The sequence below is a fragment of the Pseudomonas sp. R1-18 genome, from assembly GCF_051132095.1.
GTDB lineage: Bacteria > Pseudomonadota > Gammaproteobacteria > Pseudomonadales > Pseudomonadaceae > Aquipseudomonas.
Genome location: NZ_CP071658.1, coordinates 1,689,462 through 1,705,879 on the forward strand (window position 1 = coordinate 1,689,462; position 16,418 = coordinate 1,705,879).

The 16,418-nt window shown below is 59.6% G+C and carries 18 protein-coding genes; 14 read left to right on the top strand and 4 right to left on the bottom strand.

The genetic code is table 11. From position 1 onward, the window contains the following. Positions 1-13: 13 nt before the first annotated feature. The 3 genes from J3P77_RS07920 to J3P77_RS07930 all read left to right on the top strand — a co-directional run bounded on the left by J3P77_RS07920 (position 14) and on the right by J3P77_RS07930 (position 2,723). Positions 14-1,177 carry an MFS transporter gene (locus J3P77_RS07920; protein ID WP_434680918.1) on the top strand — a complete coding sequence of 388 codons (1,164 nt, stop codon included), beginning with the start codon at positions 14-16 and terminating at the stop codon, positions 1,175-1,177. Positions 1,178-1,226: 49 nt separating this feature from the next. Then, positions 1,227-1,772 carry an acireductone dioxygenase gene (locus J3P77_RS07925; protein ID WP_434680920.1) on the top strand — a complete coding sequence of 182 codons (546 nt, stop codon included), beginning with the start codon at positions 1,227-1,229 and terminating at the stop codon, positions 1,770-1,772. 228 nt (positions 1,773-2,000) lie between these two features. After that, positions 2,001-2,723 carry a LuxR C-terminal-related transcriptional regulator gene (locus tag J3P77_RS07930; RefSeq protein ID WP_434680922.1) on the top strand — a complete coding sequence of 241 codons (723 nt, stop codon included), beginning with the start codon at positions 2,001-2,003 and terminating at the stop codon, positions 2,721-2,723. Positions 2,724-2,844: 121 nt separating this feature from the next. Here J3P77_RS07930 and J3P77_RS07935 read toward each other — a convergent pair whose 3' ends face one another. Beyond that, the gene (locus tag J3P77_RS07935) at positions 2,845-3,123 is read right to left on the bottom strand and encodes a DUF3509 domain-containing protein (protein ID WP_434680923.1); all 279 of its coding nucleotides are present in this window, start codon (positions 3,121-3,123) and stop codon (positions 2,845-2,847) included. A 321-nt stretch (positions 3,124-3,444) separates the two neighbouring features. Here J3P77_RS07935 and J3P77_RS07940 point away from each other — a divergent pair, with 321 nt between their 5' ends. Beyond that, positions 3,445-3,975 carry an ankyrin repeat domain-containing protein gene (locus tag J3P77_RS07940; protein ID WP_434680924.1) on the top strand — a complete coding sequence of 177 codons (531 nt, stop codon included), beginning with the start codon at positions 3,445-3,447 and terminating at the stop codon, positions 3,973-3,975. Positions 3,976-4,111: 136 nt separating this feature from the next. Beyond that, positions 4,112-4,636, top strand: a complete 525-nt coding sequence (locus J3P77_RS07945) for a hypothetical protein (RefSeq protein WP_434680925.1) — start codon at positions 4,112-4,114, stop codon at positions 4,634-4,636. Here J3P77_RS07945 and J3P77_RS07950 read toward each other — a convergent pair. Beyond that, positions 4,633-5,559, bottom strand: coding sequence for a ZIP family metal transporter (locus J3P77_RS07950; RefSeq protein ID WP_434680926.1), 927 nt, complete (start codon positions 5,557-5,559; stop codon positions 4,633-4,635). The genes J3P77_RS07945 and J3P77_RS07950 overlap by 4 nt on opposite strands. Positions 5,560-5,708: 149 nt before the next feature. Here J3P77_RS07950 and J3P77_RS07955 point away from each other — a divergent pair, with 149 nt between their 5' ends. The 9 genes from J3P77_RS07955 (at position 5,709) to J3P77_RS07995 (ending at position 14,345) form a co-directional block, all read left to right on the top strand. Beyond that, positions 5,709-5,900: a PLDc N-terminal domain-containing protein gene (locus tag J3P77_RS07955; RefSeq protein ID WP_434680927.1), complete on the top strand. Its 192-nt coding sequence runs from the start codon at positions 5,709-5,711 to the stop codon at positions 5,898-5,900. 256 nt (positions 5,901-6,156) lie between these two features. Then, the gene (locus tag J3P77_RS07960) at positions 6,157-8,256 is read left to right on the top strand and encodes an LTA synthase family protein (protein WP_434680928.1); all 2,100 of its coding nucleotides are present in this window, start codon (positions 6,157-6,159) and stop codon (positions 8,254-8,256) included. A 138-nt stretch (positions 8,257-8,394) separates the two neighbouring features. Next, positions 8,395-8,631 carry a hypothetical protein gene (locus tag J3P77_RS07965; protein ID WP_434680930.1) on the top strand — a complete coding sequence of 79 codons (237 nt, stop codon included), beginning with the start codon at positions 8,395-8,397 and terminating at the stop codon, positions 8,629-8,631. A 245-nt stretch (positions 8,632-8,876) separates the two neighbouring features. Continuing rightward, positions 8,877-9,218 (top strand): ribonuclease E inhibitor RraB, encoded by a 342-nt coding sequence (locus J3P77_RS07970; protein WP_434680931.1) that lies wholly within the window; start codon positions 8,877-8,879, stop codon positions 9,216-9,218. A 91-nt stretch (positions 9,219-9,309) separates the two neighbouring features. Beyond that, positions 9,310-9,585, top strand: coding sequence for a hypothetical protein (locus J3P77_RS07975; RefSeq protein WP_434680933.1), 276 nt, complete (start codon positions 9,310-9,312; stop codon positions 9,583-9,585). A 98-nt stretch (positions 9,586-9,683) separates the two neighbouring features. Continuing rightward, positions 9,684-11,093: a circularly permuted type 2 ATP-grasp protein gene (locus J3P77_RS07980; protein WP_434680935.1), complete on the top strand. Its 1,410-nt coding sequence runs from the start codon at positions 9,684-9,686 to the stop codon at positions 11,091-11,093. A 12-nt stretch (positions 11,094-11,105) separates the two neighbouring features. Then, complete coding sequence (locus J3P77_RS07985; protein WP_434680937.1) at positions 11,106-12,065, top strand: alpha-E domain-containing protein; 960 nt, start codon at positions 11,106-11,108, stop codon at positions 12,063-12,065. Beyond that, complete coding sequence (locus tag J3P77_RS07990; protein WP_434680939.1) at positions 12,062-12,877, top strand: transglutaminase family protein; 816 nt, start codon at positions 12,062-12,064, stop codon at positions 12,875-12,877. Before J3P77_RS07985 ends, J3P77_RS07990 begins: the two co-directional genes overlap by 4 nt. A 748-nt stretch (positions 12,878-13,625) precedes the next feature. Continuing rightward, the gene (locus J3P77_RS07995) at positions 13,626-14,345 is read left to right on the top strand and encodes an amidotransferase (RefSeq protein WP_434680940.1); all 720 of its coding nucleotides are present in this window, start codon (positions 13,626-13,628) and stop codon (positions 14,343-14,345) included. Positions 14,346-14,501: 156 nt separating this feature from the next. Here J3P77_RS07995 and J3P77_RS08000 read toward each other — a convergent pair whose 3' ends face one another. Together J3P77_RS08000 and J3P77_RS08005 are read right to left on the bottom strand one after the other, a co-directional pair. Continuing rightward, positions 14,502-15,473 carry a magnesium and cobalt transport protein CorA gene (locus tag J3P77_RS08000; RefSeq protein WP_434680941.1) on the bottom strand — a complete coding sequence of 324 codons (972 nt, stop codon included), beginning with the start codon at positions 15,471-15,473 and terminating at the stop codon, positions 14,502-14,504. A 123-nt stretch (positions 15,474-15,596) separates the two neighbouring features. Then, the gene (locus J3P77_RS08005) at positions 15,597-16,286 is read right to left on the bottom strand and encodes a crotonase/enoyl-CoA hydratase family protein (RefSeq protein ID WP_434680942.1); all 690 of its coding nucleotides are present in this window, start codon (positions 16,284-16,286) and stop codon (positions 15,597-15,599) included. Between the last annotated feature and the right edge of the window lie 132 nt (positions 16,287-16,418).

Below are 16,418 nucleotides of genomic sequence, written 5' to 3' on the forward strand. Positions count from 1 at the left end.
GGCGGCAGTCTGAGTGACGCCGCAGCCCACCGCGCCGCTGCCGTACTGGCGGCTGTCGGGGTTTTACCTGTGCTATTTCGCGTTGCTGGGCGCGGCGGCGCCGTTTCTGGCGCTGTACTTCGATCATCTGGGCTTTTCCAGCGCGCGGATCGGCGAGCTGGTCGCCATCCCCATGCTGATGCGCTGCGTCGCGCCGAACCTCTGGGGCTGGCTCGGGGACTACACCGGTCGACGGCTGGCGATTGTGAGGTTCGGTGCGATCTGCACCCTGCTGGCCTTTTCGCTGATCCTGGTCGATAAGTCCTACGCCTGGCTGGCGATGGTCATGGCGCTTTATGCGTTTTTCTGGCACGCCATCCTGCCGCAGTTCGAGGTCATCACGCTGGCCCACCTGCGTGCCCAGACCTCGCGCTACAGCCAGATCCGCTTGTGGGGCTCGATCGGCTTCATTCTGGCGGTGGTGGCGCTGGGCGGCCTGTTCGAACGATTCGGTCTGGACATTTTCCCGCATGTGGTGCTCGCTATCATGCTGGGCATTGCGTTGAGCAGCTGGTGGGTGCCCAACGCTCAGCCGCTGATCAGCGCGCCGGTGCCGGGCGAGGGCGGCTTCATCCGCCAGCTGATGCGCCCCGGCGTGCTGGCGTTCTACGTCAGCGTGGCGTTGATGGTGCTCAGCCATGGGCCGTTCTATACCTTTCTCACGCTATACCTTGAAGCGCTGGGCTACAGTCGCGGTCTGATCGGCGTGCTGTGGGCGGTCGGCGTGGTGGCCGAGGTGTTGATGTTCATGGTGATGGGCCGCGTCATGCAGCGCTTTTCGGTGCGCACCGTACTGCTGGCCAGTTTTCTGTTGGCGGCGTTGCGCTGGTTGCTGCTGGCCGCGTTCGCCGAGCACCTGCCGGTTCTGCTGCTGGTGCAGGTCCTGCACGCGGCGACTTTTGGCAGTTTCCACGCAGCGGCCATTCATTTCGTGCAACGCAGCTTCGGCTCGCGTCAGCAGGGCCAGGGCCAGGCGCTTTATGCGGCCTTATCCGGCGTGGGCGGTGCGCTGGGCGCCTTGTATTCCGGCTACAGCTGGAACGCGCTGGGTCCGGGCTGGACATTCGCCATCGCCAGCATCGCGGCGCTGGCCGCGGCCGCGATGATCGTCACGCTCAACAAAGATCAGGGCGTATGAGCTGCAGACAGCTCACCCTTGAAATCACCGAACCCGAGGAGTTTTCGTCATGAGCAGCCTGTCCGTGTATCACGTATCCAGCCCCTGGCAGCCGGACAAAATACTGACCCATCTGGAGGATATTGCCTCGACGCTGGCCGAGCACGGTGTGCTGTTCGACCGCTGCGAACCGACCGGGCCGATCCCGCCGGTCGCCGGTCACGAGGCGATCATCAGCGCCTTCCGTAGCCTCATCGACCCCCTGGTCGCCAGCCGGGATTATGGCCTTGTGGGCGTGATCGATATCGACAGCCGCAGCCCCGATGCGTCCGGATTAGCCGGCGAGTTACAGCGGGAACACTGTGTAGACGGGGACCAGACGCGGATCTGTGTGGCGGGCCAGGAGCTGGTCATGCTGCATCTCGATGACTACGTTTACGCGGTACTGTGCGAGCGAAACGACGTCCTCTCGATACCGGCGGGCACTCGTCGCTGGTTCAATGTCGGCGAGCATCCCCGACTGGTAACGATCAGCCTGTCCAGGACTGCCAATAGTGGCGTACCGCTGCCGACCGGCGACGACATTGCCGGCCAATTCCCCGGAATCGAAGACTGAGGCGAGCCCGCGCTCCGCAGGGACCACGGCCTCGTGGGTCCTACAGGTTCGGACCATTTCTGTAGGCGCCGTCCGAGCTTTCGGTGCGAATGGGCACGGTCGTTTGTAGGTAAATCCTGTTTGTTTTTTCGGCTGTTTTTAAACGAATTTATTCGTGTAAGTTCTGCGCCGTTGACCCCCCTTGATCGGCAATCAATCGCGATACCGGGTCGCAAAGGAGCGGCAGTGATGCGCAGTGCCAGAACAGTCAATAAAACGATGGATCAACTCATACAACAAATGGTGAGCAGTATTACCGAGGTCGATGGCCGGATAGCCATCGAAAATGCACTTCAGTGGCTGATGCGTGAATGCGACTGCGAGCGGGCGATGTTCTACCAGTTCAAAGGTTCGCTGCTACTGACGTTCGTAACGGTCGATGTCGATGATTACTGGGGCGATACGTTCGAGCGCGAGCATCTGGTCTCGGAGGACCCGGTGCTCCGCTACTACCGCAATCGCATGGGGTTTGTGGACTGGCGTGAAGCGTTCAGGCTGTACACACCACCGTGCGGTTACGAAGAAGTGGTCGAGACGTGTCAGTTGCTGCCCGCGCTGTCTTACGGGTATAGCAGCCACAGCCGGGGAGTGAACGGGGTGACTTCGGTCTGCACCCTGAACGCGATGCAGCGTGGCCTGACTACCCAGGATCGATATCTGATTACCAGCCTGATGCCGGTGCTGCACATGGTCGGGCGGGGCACTCGCTTCCGCTCGCGTGGGTTGACCGGCAAGGAGCTGGAAATCCTTCAATGGGCGCGCGAGGGCAAGACCGCCTGGGAAATTGCGCTCATACGCGAGGTGTCCGAATCGACCATCAAATATCACTTCAAGACGATCTACGGGAAACTGGGGGTGGCCAATCGGGCTCAGGCGGTAGGTGAAGCGCTTTGCAGAGGGCTGATCCGCTGAACCACTTTAAATTTGGCAAAAAAAAACCGCGTCTCGAAAGGCGAGCGCGGTCAGCAGGGCGGGAGGATCGAGTATCGCGTGCCGCCCTTAAAGGGCGGCGTGCAAGAAATCTGATGGCCGATCAACGGGTGTGATAAGTCGGCAGGTCGAAGCGATGCTGGCTCTGCAACATGGAAATAGCCGGCAGCTCACAGGCTTGCGCAGCCAGGTCGCGGCGGATGGCACTGATGACCCATTCCAGTTGAACAGGGGTGTGCAATTGAGCGTAAGACACGGAACGGCGGATCTGCTTGCCCTCGTGATTGCGCAGGCACAACAGCACGCCGCCGTCTGGACGAGCCTGGGTGGTAACGTCGTAGTCGGAGAATACGGAAGCGAATTTTTCTTGAATGAAAGTCATGTCTAACGGCTCCATTGCTCAATGGGATAACAAGCGTGCAGAGACTATTGCAGTGTCTGTGCCAGTCTTCGCCGGTCAATAAAGCCTTTTAAAATCAATGACTTGGTCTAGAGTAAAAAATCAGCTCTCGTGCATTTTGCATGAATGGCTGTCGTGCACCCTGCATTTTGCGGGTTAATCCATGCAGATCTGAGGCGCGGCGCGAAATGAGTCTTGGCTATCAATCACATAGCTTGACCTTGCGCCTACACCCCGCAAGACTTGCGGGCATTGCGCCGAGCAGCGAGCAGCCTCGCACCCATACCCGCCAAGGAGTGACATATGACTGATACCAGGCCCGATGAGCCCAATACTGTGACTGACGAGCAGGCAGCGGAGTTCGCTGAGCAGGTTTTCGACGTCGCTCGCCAAGGCGATGCAGCGACGCTGGGCCGTTTGCTGGAGCAGGGTTTTCCGGTCAATCTGCGTAATCACAAGGGCGACACGCTGCTGATGCTCGCCAGTTACCACGGTCATCAGGAAGCGGTACGCGTGCTGCTAAGCCATCAGGCTGACCCGCAGATCCATAACGATAACGGCCAGATGCCGATTGCCGGTGCGGCTTTCAAAGGTGATCTGGAAATGGTCAGGTTGCTGGTCGAGGGCGGCGCCAGCGTCGACGGCGCGTCCACTGACGGGCGGACCGCGCTGATGATGGCGGCGATGTTCAACCGCACGGCCATCGTCGAGTATCTGCTCGCCCAAGGCGCCGACCTGCATGCGCGCGATGCCAAAGGCATCAACGCGCTGGGCGCCGCGCAAGCCATGGGTGCGACGGAAACCGCCGCGCAGCTTGCCAGCTTGGGCAACTGAACCGGGAACGGTCGAATCGCGGTTTCGGTCGCGGACGACTGAATCGATAAGCGGGTCGATGGCTGAATCAATAGAGCAGCGAAGGATTTCCCGTTATCCTTCGCGCCTGTTTTTTCGCTCGCCTTCAGGACCCGCCATGAACGACACCCTCATTGAATTAATCACCAAAGTCAGTTCGGGCTGCATGGGCGAGGACGAAATCGCGCGTATCGCCGATGAAGCCGCTCAGGCGTATGCCGACCCTTCGGCCTTCCTGGCCGCCAACCCCGATATCAACTACGACGACAGCTTTCCCATCCCGCTGGGCGAATGGGTAGTGGTCGGCAGTCTGCCGGAGACGGTGCTGTTCCAGGGCGACACTTACATGGAGTTGTTCGAGCAGATCGTGTCGTCGTTCGGCAAGGACGTGTCATTCAACATCAAGCCAAAGCAGCTGGCCAAGGTCGAGCCACTGGTGGCGCTCAACCGCATCCAGATCCAGCTTGGCGCGATGAACAAGGAGATGGGTGGCTACGTACTGATGGATTTCAGCCAGCCGCTGGATGACGAACTGCAAGCCGTTCTGGTCTACGGCTGTGATGAGGCTCGGGTGCTGGAGCTTGCGGCAACGGCGGGCATCCATGCCGCGCCGTCGCTGGAGGCATTGCGCGCCAAGGCTTAACCCAGCGCGGTATCCAGAAACATCATGACGCCGAATCCGCCCATCAGGCCCAGGGTCGCCGAGGTCTGGTGGCCGTTGCGATGGGTCTCGGGAATCACCTCATGGGACACGACAAACAGCATCGCGCCTGCCGCGAGTCCGAGACTCAGCGGGTAAGCGATTGCAAAGCCGCTGGAAATGCCCAGGCCGATCATCGAGCCCAGCGGCTCCATCAAGCCTGACCCGACAGCGACCAGCATGGCTTTTATCGACGACAACCCCGTGGCTCGCAACGCCAGGGCGATCGCCAGGCCTTCCGGGATATCCTGAATGGCGATGGCGGTTGTGAGCGGCAGGCCGACATTCATGTCGCCGCTGGCGAAGCTGACCCCGATGGCCATGCCTTCCGGCAGGTTGTGCAGCGTGATCGCCAGCACAAACAGCCAGACCCGGTTGATCCGCTCCGAGTGCGGGCCCTGACGACCGACGCTTTCATGTTCGTGGGGTATGAAACGATCCAGGCCGAGCATCAGCAGTACGCCCAGCCCCAGGCCGGTGACGACCGTGGCGGCGGCCAGCGGCCCGGTGCCGGTGATTTCCCGGGCGGCGGCGAGGCCGGGCAGGATGAGCGAGAACGAACTGGCCGCCAGCATCATGCCTGCCGCAAAGCCGAGCATGATGTCCTGGGTGCGCTGCGCAATATCTCTAAAGGCAATGGCCATGACCGCGCCAAGCGCCGTGGCGCCAAAGCCCGCGCAGCCACCAATGATGGCGTGTTCGAGGTTGACCTTGCTGACGCCGAAGAAAGCGTTGTAAAGGCTGACGAAACTCAGACCCAGCAATGTGAGCATGACCAGGGCGAATCCCAGGCTGACCATGGGGCTGTTCTGCGCCTGGGCATACCATGTTGCCCAAAGCGTTCGGGGGTGCGCGGGTGTTTGCATGAACGGCTTCACCTGTCTCGAATGGCGGATGGCATAGGGCGAAAATCGCTGACTCAGTTTCCGAACATTAAATCAGCCGGTTGGTTCAACGGAACCCCTGAAGAGCACCGTTATCCTACAGGTCTCAGTCATTACTCGGGGACAACATCATGGGATCCACCTTCAACAGTCTGGTCGGCCTTATCATTCTGGCACTGGATATCTGGGCAATCATCCATGTGTTGAAAAGCGGCACGGAAACCGGCATCAAGATCCTCTGGGTGCTGCTGATTGCGCTGCTGCCCGTGCTTGGGCTGATCATCTGGGCGATTGCAGGGCCCCGCGGCAACGTGCGCATCTAAAGACCGCTGCACCAGAACACTTCGCGTCCGAATAACCGTGCAGAAGTGCTGCCCAGAGCGCTTCTGCAGCTTGCCCGCCTGTCTGCGTGACAATTTTTTCACACCAGTCTGTTCAGAATCCCGCGCGACGTGAAACTCCTTCATTGTCTTGAGCTTTTTGCCTGAACACTGGCAATGCTCCGTGTGCCCTGGCTTCGCATCGCGACCGGCACCGCACTTCCGAATCATTCGCTGAATTTACCGGAATACAATAAATATGGCCCACACGGACGCCCGGACAGACCGGCAGGCGTTGTCCCGCCTGAATCCTCCAACGATCAGATCCCACCTTGCTTACATGCTGCTCAGCGGGCTGGCGCTGATGGTGATGTATACGCTGCTGCGCGTAGGTCTGCTGGCCTATAACCGCGAGATGATCGGTGATACGCCTGCTTCGACTTTCATCGAGGCGCTGTTCAACGGTTTGCGCTTTGATTTGCGTCTGACGGTCTATTTGCTGATCCCGTTGATGCTGGCGCTGTTCAGCGTACGGGCGATGGCGGCGCGAGGTTTCTTCCGCTTCTGGCTGACGCTGGTCGGCAGCATCACGCTGTTTTTCGGCCTGATGGAAATGGACTTCTATCGCGAGTTCCATCAGCGGCTGAACGGTCTGGTGTTCCAGTACGTGGAAGAGGACCTCAAGACGGTCCTTAGCATGCTCTGGTACGGGTTCCCCGTCGCACGCTATCTGCTGGCCTGGGCCCTGGTGACCTGGCTGCTGAGTCTGGTATTCAAGGTGATCGACCGTGCAACCCGCCCGCGTGTTGGATCTGGGCAAGGCAGCACCAGCATCGGCGCTCGCTCGATTGCGCCCTGGTACATGCGCGCCGGCGTGTTTTTCGTGGTCCTGCTGGTGGCGGTGGTTGCCGCCCGTGGCACGCTGCGTCAAGGCCCGCCGCTGCGTTGGGGCGATGCCTACACCACGGAATCCAACTTCGCCAATCAGTTGGGTCTCAACGGCACATTGACGCTGATCCGCGCCGGCAAGGCGCGCATGTCGGCTCATCGTGACAACGTCTGGAAGGCGACCCTGCCCCAGGCCGAAGCACAACAGACCGTGCGCGACATGCTGCTGACCCCTCACGACACGCTGGTTGAAGGCGACATCGCCGCCGTGCGCCGTGACTTCAATCCGCCTGCGCAGAACACCTTGCCGATCCGCAACGTGGTGGTCATTCTGCTCGAAAGCTTCGCCGGGCACTCGGTCGGCGCACTGGGCAGCGACGCCAATATCACCCCTTACTTCGACAAACTCGCCAAGGAAGGTCTGCTGTTCGACCAGTTCTTCTCGGCGGGCACTCATACCCACCAGGGCATGTTCGCCACCATGGCGTGCTTCCCGAACCTGCCGGGCTTCGAGTACCTGATGCGTACGCCTGAAGGCAGTCACAAACTGTCCGGCCTGCCGCAGCTGCTCAGTACCGGTCGTAAATTCAATGATGTGTACGTCTACAACGGCAATTTCGCCTGGGATAACCAGTCCGGTTTCTTCAGCAATCAGGGCATGACCAACTTCGTCGGTCGTGAGGACTTCGTGGATCCGGTCTTTTCCGATCCGACCTGGGGTGTGTCCGATCAGGACATGTTCGACCGTGGCGCCCAGGAACTCAAGGCACGCGACGGCGGCAAGCCGTTCTATGCGCTGCTGCAGAGCCTGTCCAACCACACCCCTTACGCGCTTCCGACTAACCTGCCGGTGGAGCGCGTAACCGGTCACGGCACGCTCGACGAGCACCTGACCGCCATGCGCTACTCGGACTGGGCGTTGGGCCAGTTCTTCGAGAAAGCCAAAAAAGAACCGTACTTCAAGGAAACGCTGTTTGTTGTGCTGGGCGACCACGGCTTTGGTAACGCCAGACAGCTCACCGAAATGGACTTGGGCCGTTTCAACGTGCCGCTGCTGCTGATCGGTCCGGGGGTTCAGGAGAAATTCGGCCGGCGCAGCAGCGTCGTCGGTACCCAGATGGACGTTGTGCCGACCATCATGGGGCGTCTGGGTGGTCAGACCCGACATCAGTGCTGGGGGCGTGATCTGTTGAACCTGCCTCAGGGCGACAAGGGTTTCGCAGTGATCAAACCGTCCGGTGGCGAGCAGGTGGTGGCCATCGTCAGCGGCAACCGCATCCTCATCGAACCGACCGATATGCCGCCCAAGGTTCTGACCTACACGCTGGGCGCCAATCCGGGTGCCCAGCTGGTGCCGGACGCGCCGGACACCGAGGAGCTCAGGCACAAGCTGGAGAGTTTCCTGCAGACAGCGACCAAAAGTCTGCTGGATAACACCGCAGGCGTGGAAGCCAGCAAAAACAGGCTCTGACCGCCAGGCGTGCTCCCGAAGGCCCCTTGCGTTCTCGTCAGGGGCCTTTGTTTTGCCCGCATTTGCTTGGAACGAACATCACCGCCGAAATGTCCAGATCATGTAAGCCAGAGTCACTGGCTTTCTTCGGAGGCATTGATGAAACAGTGGGCCATTTCGTATCTCGATAAGGACGGTGTACAGCAGCGTGTCGATGTTGATCTTCAGGACCGCCCCAGTGAGGAGGAGGTGGCGCGTCTTCTGCGCAAGGATTTGTTTCCAGTGACCGATGAACTGGATCTGAACGATCTGGAGGGCCGGACTGATGAGCCGACGGTGAAAACCCTCAAGGCCCAGAACAGTGTCCAGATCATTTCCATTACAGAAGTCGTCTGAACCGCACCCTGTCGCAATGGCTCGCGTTGTCAGCCACTTGGCAGCGAGCCAACGATAGGTCTACTCTGCAATCGAGACTGTCCGAACGGTCTCTGCCATGTCTACACCGGTCTGCTGCGCAGGCCGGGTCTGGTCAGCCACATGCTTGATTCCACACGCCGGTTTGACTGACGTGCGACAGCGCTCACAAGAAGCTGTCCCGGAAGAGTTGAAACTCTATCTATCGTTGAATAGGAGGACGTTTCATGAGCACAGCCTATCAAGAAGACATCAGTAGCAATGTGTTGCGCCGCATGAAGGAAGGCGGCTTTGACTTCGCACGTATTTACCCTATCGAGTTCTACGCCGTGTTCCCGGATGAGGAACGGGCCCGGCAGGCAGCACAACAGTTCCGTGGTGAATCGATCAATACGCAAATCAATATCCGGGATGACGGTGCCTGGCACTTGCAGTTGAGCAAGGTGATGTACGCCACGTACGACGGCATTGGCGACTTCGAGCAGGATTTTCAGGCAGTGATCTCGCCAATGGACGGGGAGGTTGAAGGTTGGGGTGTGACACAGGAGGTGAGAAGGCTGCACGCCTGAAGGTACATGAAAAGTACATCGGCCGATCCCGGACACCTCCGGATCGGCCGTTTTTGTTCCCGCTGAAAAAGAGCGAAAAAAAAAGCCACTCATGGAGTGGCTCAAAGGGAAGTTCGTTTCAGGTCGACAGCGGACAGGGGCCGCTGTTGGAAAAGAGGTCTGGCGAAGACGATCCGCAGCGAAAACGCTGCAATTTATTGATCTCTCTGCGCTTGATGCTGTCGATTATGGACAGGCGAGCCAGGCTCGGGAAATCGACTCTGGCTATGCCAGTCATAGATTTTGCTACAACCCGACGCTTCTCAATGAAGCGGACAAGAACAAGTCGGGGCGGTTATTGCACAGGAATGGTGCGACACATGCCTGATATTTACCCAAGTAATTGATATCAAAGCATTAATGCCGCTGGCACGGGCCTTGCGAAGGTGTGAGGTGCAGGTGTCCAGGGTGATAAGGAATACGGCAATGAACCGCACCTTTTATGACGAGATGTACGATGCGACCGGCGCAGCCCGACCGCATTACCGGGAATTTGCCCGATGGCTCGCGGATACACCTACCGAATTGCTGGCGCAGCGCCGGCGGGAAGCAGACCTGCTGTTCCACCGTGCGGGCATTACCTTCACGCTGTACGGGGACGAGCAGGGCACCGAACGGCTCATCCCGTTCGATACAATTCCACGCAGCATACCGGCCACCGAATGGCGGATGGTAGAGCGCGGCTGTATCCAGCGCGTCAAGGCACTGAACATGTTTCTTGCCGACCTGTACCACGACCAGAGGATCATCAAAGCCGGCATCATCCCCGCCGAGCAAGTGCTCGCCAACGAGCAGTATCAGCTGGCCATGCAAGGGCTGACCCTGCATCGCGATCTGTACTCGCACGTATCCGGCGTCGATCTGGTGCGAGACGGCGATGGCACTTATTACGTGCTTGAAGACAATCTGCGTACCCCAAGCGGCGTGAGTTATATGCTCGAAGACCGCAAAATGATGATGCGCCTGTTCCCCGAACTGTTTGCCGCCCAGCGCATCGCGCCGATCGACCATTACCCCAGTCTGCTGCTCGACACACTCAAGAGTTCCAGCCCCCTGGACAACCCGAGCGTGGTGGTGCTGACACCCGGGCGATTCAACAGCGCATTCTTCGAACATGCCTTTCTGGCGCGAGAGATGGGCGTCGAACTGGTCGAGGGCGCCGATCTGTTCGTACGCGACGACAAGGTGTTCATGCGTACCACTGATGGACCCAAGGCGGTTGACGTGATCTATCGCCGTCTCGACGACGCCTTTCTCGACCCGCTGGCGTTCAATCCCGACTCCATGCTGGGCGTGCCCGGCCTGCTGTCGGCCTATCGTTCGGGCAATGTAGTGCTGGCCAACGCCATTGGCACCGGGGTCGCGGACGACAAGTCGGTGTACCCATTCGTCACGGATATGATCCGGTTCTACATGGACGAAGAGCCGATCCTCAAGAACGTTCCGACCTGGCAGTGTCGCAAGCCTGAAGAGCTGTCTCATGTGCTGGCCAATCTGGGAGATCTGGTGGTCAAGGAAACCCAGGGCTCCGGCGGCTACGGCATGCTGGTCGGGCCGGCCGCGACCGCGGCGGAGATCGAGGCCTTCCGCGCCCGTCTCAAGGCCAAGCCTCATGCCTACATCGCACAGCCGACGCTGTCGCTCTCGACATGTCCGACCTTCGTCGAAAACGGTATCGCCCCGCGGCACATCGATCTGCGTCCGTTTGTCCTGTCCGGTCGCGAAACCCGGGTAGTCCCGGGCGGCCTTACGCGTGTTGCATTGCGCGAGGGTTCGCTGGTGGTCAATTCGTCTCAGGGCGGCGGGACTAAAGACACCTGGGTGGTCGAGGATTAAGGATGCCTTCCTATGCTGAGTAGAACTGCCTCGGATCTTTTCTGGATGTCACGTTACCTGGAGCGCGCGGAAAACCTCGCGCGGATGCTGGACGTGAGCTATTCGCTGTCGCTGATGCCGCAAGGTGGGCGCGGCGACGGGCTGGATGAAATCGCCATGCCCTTGCTGATCACCGGGACGCTGGACACTTACGTCGAGCGCCACGGTGCGCTGCATGCCGAACGCATGCTGCATTTTTTCGCCCTCGACGCGAGCAACCCCGCCAGCATTTACAGCTGTCTGGGCGCGGCGCGAGCCAGTGCCCATGCGGTACGAGGGCGCATTACCGCTGACATGTGGGAAAACCTCAATGCGACCTGGCTGGAGATTCGCGGTATCGCCGAGCAGGGCCTGACCCGCTATGGCCTGAGCCGCTTCTGCGAATGGGTCAAGGAGCGCTCGCACCTGTTCCGCGGCGCGACTTACGGCACGATCATGCGCAACGATGCGTTCCGCTTCATTCGTCTGGGAACATTCATAGAGCGCGCCGACAACACCATGCGCATGCTCGATGCTCGCTACGAGATGCTGGAGCTGCGTGGGCCACAGGCCAACGCCGCCGCCGACAGCTCGGCGGCAGGCTATTACCAGTGGAGTGCGTTGCTGCGCGCATTGTCATCGTTCGAGGCGTACACCGAGGTCTACCGCGATGCCCCCGGTGCGCGCCAGGTCGCTGAACTGCTGCTGTTGCGCGCCGATATTCCGCGTTCGCTTCGCGCCTGTCTTGAAGAAATGGACGTCATCCTCGCCAGTCTTCCCGGCGCCAACGGACGTCCCGCCCAGCGCATGGCGGCTGAACTGGACGCACGACTGCGCTACACCGGCATCGACGAAATCCTTGCCCAAGGGCTGCATGAATGGCTGAACGAATTCATTCCCTTGCTCGCCCGACTGGGTGACGCCATTCACATTTCGTATCTGGAGGCGGCATGAGACTCTCAATTAGCCACGAAACCACTTATCACTATGCCGATCAGGTGCGAGCGAGCATCCAGTACCTGCGCCTGACGCCGCACGACAGTGAGCGGCAGCAGGTGCTCAGTTGGCAACTGGACCTGCCGCGTCCGGTGCGCGCGCAGATCGATCCGTTCGGCAACATTCTTCATGTGCTGTCCCTCGAAGAGCCCCACGAGGCAATAGTCATCGGCGCTCGTGGGCAGGTCGATATAGACGAAACCCGCGAAGCCGAACATGAGGCCGGGTCGGCATTGCCGTTTCTGCGCTTCACGCGCCTGACTGAGGCCGACGAGGGGATCCGCGAGTTCGCGACCGGCCAGTGCCGCAAGCGGACCGATCGCAGCGCACTGATCGACCTCATGCATGCCCTCAATCAGCACATCAGCTACACGCCGGGCACAACCGAGGTTCATACCAGTGCCGCCGAAGCCTTCGCCGGGCGTTCCGGCGTCTGCCAGGACCACGCTCATGCCTTCATTGCCTGCGCGCGCGCCCTCGGAATTCCGGCACGTTACGTGTCAGGCTATCTGTGCAGTCAGGACGCCGATCACCTGTCCAGCCATGCGTGGGCGGAAGCCTGGCTCGATGATGCCTGGTATAGCTTTGACGTCACCAACCGGCTGGCCGTGCCCGAGCGTCATTTGAAGCTGGCGGTGGGGCTGGATTATCTCGACGCCTGCCCCGTGCGCGGCATGCGTCGCGGGGGTGGCTCGGAGCAGATGCACGCCAAGGTGCTGGTGTCGGCTGCGCGCAAGATGCCAACGCAGATTCAGGTACAGCATCAGTAGCCGGTGTGACCTTCTGTCAGGCAGCCACCGCAGCGGCCTGGTCGACCTCGCCGACGCGGGTAGCGCTGTAAACGGCGAGAAGGGATGTGATCCACGAGCCCATGGTCAGTCCTCCTGTAGTTTCTAGGAAGACTGGCGCAGTGGGCGGTGACCGGAAGGTGTAAATAGCGGTCAGCCGAACAGACGATTGAGATTGGGCAAAATCAGTAACAGGGTAGTGGCGAAAACAATAAGTCCCGCTTGACGTACTTTCGAATCTTTGAACATGGCTGATTGCCTTTTGTTGTTATTCCTGAGCAACTGAAGTCCAACGAATCCCATCTCTGAACTCTGAAAATCGGACCGGGATATCGGCGGGCTAGCTAAGGTGACGCAATCGAACGGGTGGTCCCGCAACGCAAACGGCGACCTGGCGCACATTGTTTTTTTATTGCGCTTCCCAGTTACTGATTTCACCTTAGAGCTGACGTTGCATCTGATTAAGAACGCTTAGGACTTAACACGTACAATTTGCTGGCTTGAGGTTATAAAGAATGAGCGAATCGCGCGGTTATGGCCCAGCTAGACACTCTCAGTGCGAATCGTTAGCTTTCTACCGTTCGTCAGCGTCGGAATATTCCTACCGGGTGGCGTGACCGAATAATTGCGCGCGATGCTGCTTTGAATGTCGCCTGTCTTGCAAAGGCTGCGCAGGCCGGGCAGGCTTTGCGTCCTCGCCCAATTACTTGTCTGCTTCTGGTGTTCTTATATGTCGCTACGCATCTGCATTCTGGAAACCGATATCCTGCGCCCGGCGCTGGCTGAGCAATACAAGAGCTACGGGCGCATGTTCGAATCGCTGTTCTCCCGCCAGCCTGTGCCCGCTCGGTTCGAGATCTACAACGTCATGCAAGGTGAGTATCCGCCGGAAGGCGAACGTTTCGACGCCTACCTGGTGACCGGCAGCAAGGCTGATTCGTTTGGCCAGGACCCATGGATCCTGACGCTCAAGGATTACCTGCTCAAGCTTTATCAGCGTGGCGAGAAACTGCTGGGCATTTGCTTTGGTCACCAGTTGCTGGCCCTGGCGCTGGGCGGCAAGACCGAGCGCGCCCGCCAGGGTTGGGGCGCGGGGATTCATCACTACGAGTTGGCTCCGGCGCAGGCGTGGATGTCCCCAGGAATCGACCGCCTGACACTGCTGATCAGTCACCAAGATCAGGTCACGGCGCTGCCGGAAGGAGCGACTGTTATTGCTTCAAGCGAATTCTGCCCGTTCGCGGCCTACCAGATCGGTGATCAGGTGCTGTGCTTTCAGGGACACCCGGAATTCGTTCACGACTATTCACGCGCGCTGCTCGAAATCCTGCAACCGACGCTGGGTGATCAGCTGTACCGCGATGGCGTGGCGAGTCTGGAACATGATCACCACGGCGAAACAGTGGCTGAATGGATGATGCGTTTCGTGGCGCACCAGCCTGCGGTGTAGGGACTGCTTTCCGCCCGGTATTTTTGAAATCAGCACCTGCCGCCTCGCCAGCAAGACGGATCGCCGCCCGCTGGCTCCCACAAGACCTCAGCGTACATTAATTAGTCCGTGTGGGAGCCAGCTTGCTGGCGAGGAGGTCGGCACCAGTAACCAGCGCTACAACCAGCCCGACCGCTTGAAGCTGGCGAACAGCGCTGAACAGCCGCCGACGATCACCCCCAGCACCACAAAATAACCATACTGCCAGGTCAGCTCCGGCATGTTCTCAAAGTTCATCCCGTAGATGCCGGCAATGGCCGTGGGGAAGGCGAGGATCGCGGCCCAGGCCGCGAACTTGCGCTGCACCACGCTCTGGCGGGACGACTCCAGCAGCAGCCCGATCTCGATGGTCTGGCTGGCAATGTCACACAGGTTGCCAAGGTCTTCCATCTGCCGCTTGACGTGGATCTCCACATCCCTGAAATACGGCCGCATGTTCTTGTCGATGAACGGGAAACTGAGCTTCTGCAGTTCCTCACCCACTTCGACCATCGGCGCTACGTAGCGGCGCATGCGCAGCAGGTCACGGCGCAGGCTGTGGATGTGCTGAATGTCGGCATCGCGCAAGGCACCGCCCAGAACATTGTGCTCCAGCGCTTCGAGTTCGGCGTGTATCGCCTCGGTCACCGGCTGATAGTTTTCGGTAACGAAGTCGAGCAGGGCGTACAGCACAAAGTCTTCGCCATGTTCGAGCAGAAGCGGACGGGCTTCGCAGCGCTGGCGCACCAGACCATATGACTTGGAATGACCGTTGCGCGACGTGATGATGTATCCCTTGCCAGCGAAAATGTGAGTTTCGATGAACAGGAGTTTGCCGTTTTCGCGAACCGGCGCGTAGGTGACGATGAACAGGGCGTCGCCGAAGGTTTCCAGCTTGGGCCGGCTGTGAACCTCCATGGCGTCTTCCAGAGCCAGTTCATGCAGACCGAATTGTTCCTTGAGGCTTGAAAGCTCCTGCGCGTCGGGCTGTTCCAGGCCGATCCAGACGAAATGCCCAGGCTGCGCAGCCCACTGCGCGCCTTCTTCCAGCGTGATGTTTTTGACCTTTTTACCTTTGCTGTAAACCGCGGCTGCTACAACTCGACCCATGGTGGTATCGCTTCTTCAAGAGTGATCATGGCGCCGGCAGGCGCGCCACTGCTCATAGGATCAAACAATGCTTCGGGAGTTCGCAGCTGATAGAAAGCCCGTAATGACGGGCTTTCGAATGCGTCACAGCGCGTGATGACGATCCTGCTCGATAGCGGCGTCCAGAGCCTCCAGCAGAGCCCTGCGCACCTTGAGCTTGGTCTTTCCGTGAGCGTTCATGTTGAGCTTTTTCAACTGCGCTGCCGCCTGTTGAGCCGCCTCGAGCAAGTGCTCGACGCCGACCACCTTGTCCAGAAAACCTGCCGCGAGCGCGCCGGCCGGGTCGAACATTTCGGCGTTGATCACCGCGCGGTGGAACGCGGATTTGCGCAGCCGGTCACGGGCCAGTTCGATGCCGGCGTGATGCATGGTCATGCCGATCTGCACTTCGTTGAGGCCAATACTGAATGGCCCCTCGACGCCAATTCTGTAGTCTGCGGACAACAGCAGGAAGGCGCCTTTCGCTACCGCGTGGCCGGGGCAGGCGACGATGATAGGGAAGGGGTGAGCCAGCATGCGCCGCGCCAGGGTCGAGCCCTGAGCCACGAGTTCGATCGCCGCTTCGGCGCTTGATGTCATGACCTTGAGGTCATAGCCGCCTGAAAGAATTCCCGGCTGACCGGTCAGGATCACGATTGCGCGGTCCTGCCTGGCCTGGTCCAGAGCCGCGTTGAGCGCAACAATCACATCAGGTGAGATCGCATTCACCTTGCCATTGTTCAGCGTCAGCGTGGCGATGCCTTCTTCCAGGTGATATGAGACCAGATCGTTCATGACAGCCATCCTTTTTATTGAAGTGCAGAGACGTTACTCACCCGCATCGGGCAGGTAAAGCGCTGACTGATCGGTCATGAAAACAGGGCGCGTCACGCCGATGTCCGGGCGCTAAATACACCGCAAAGGCAG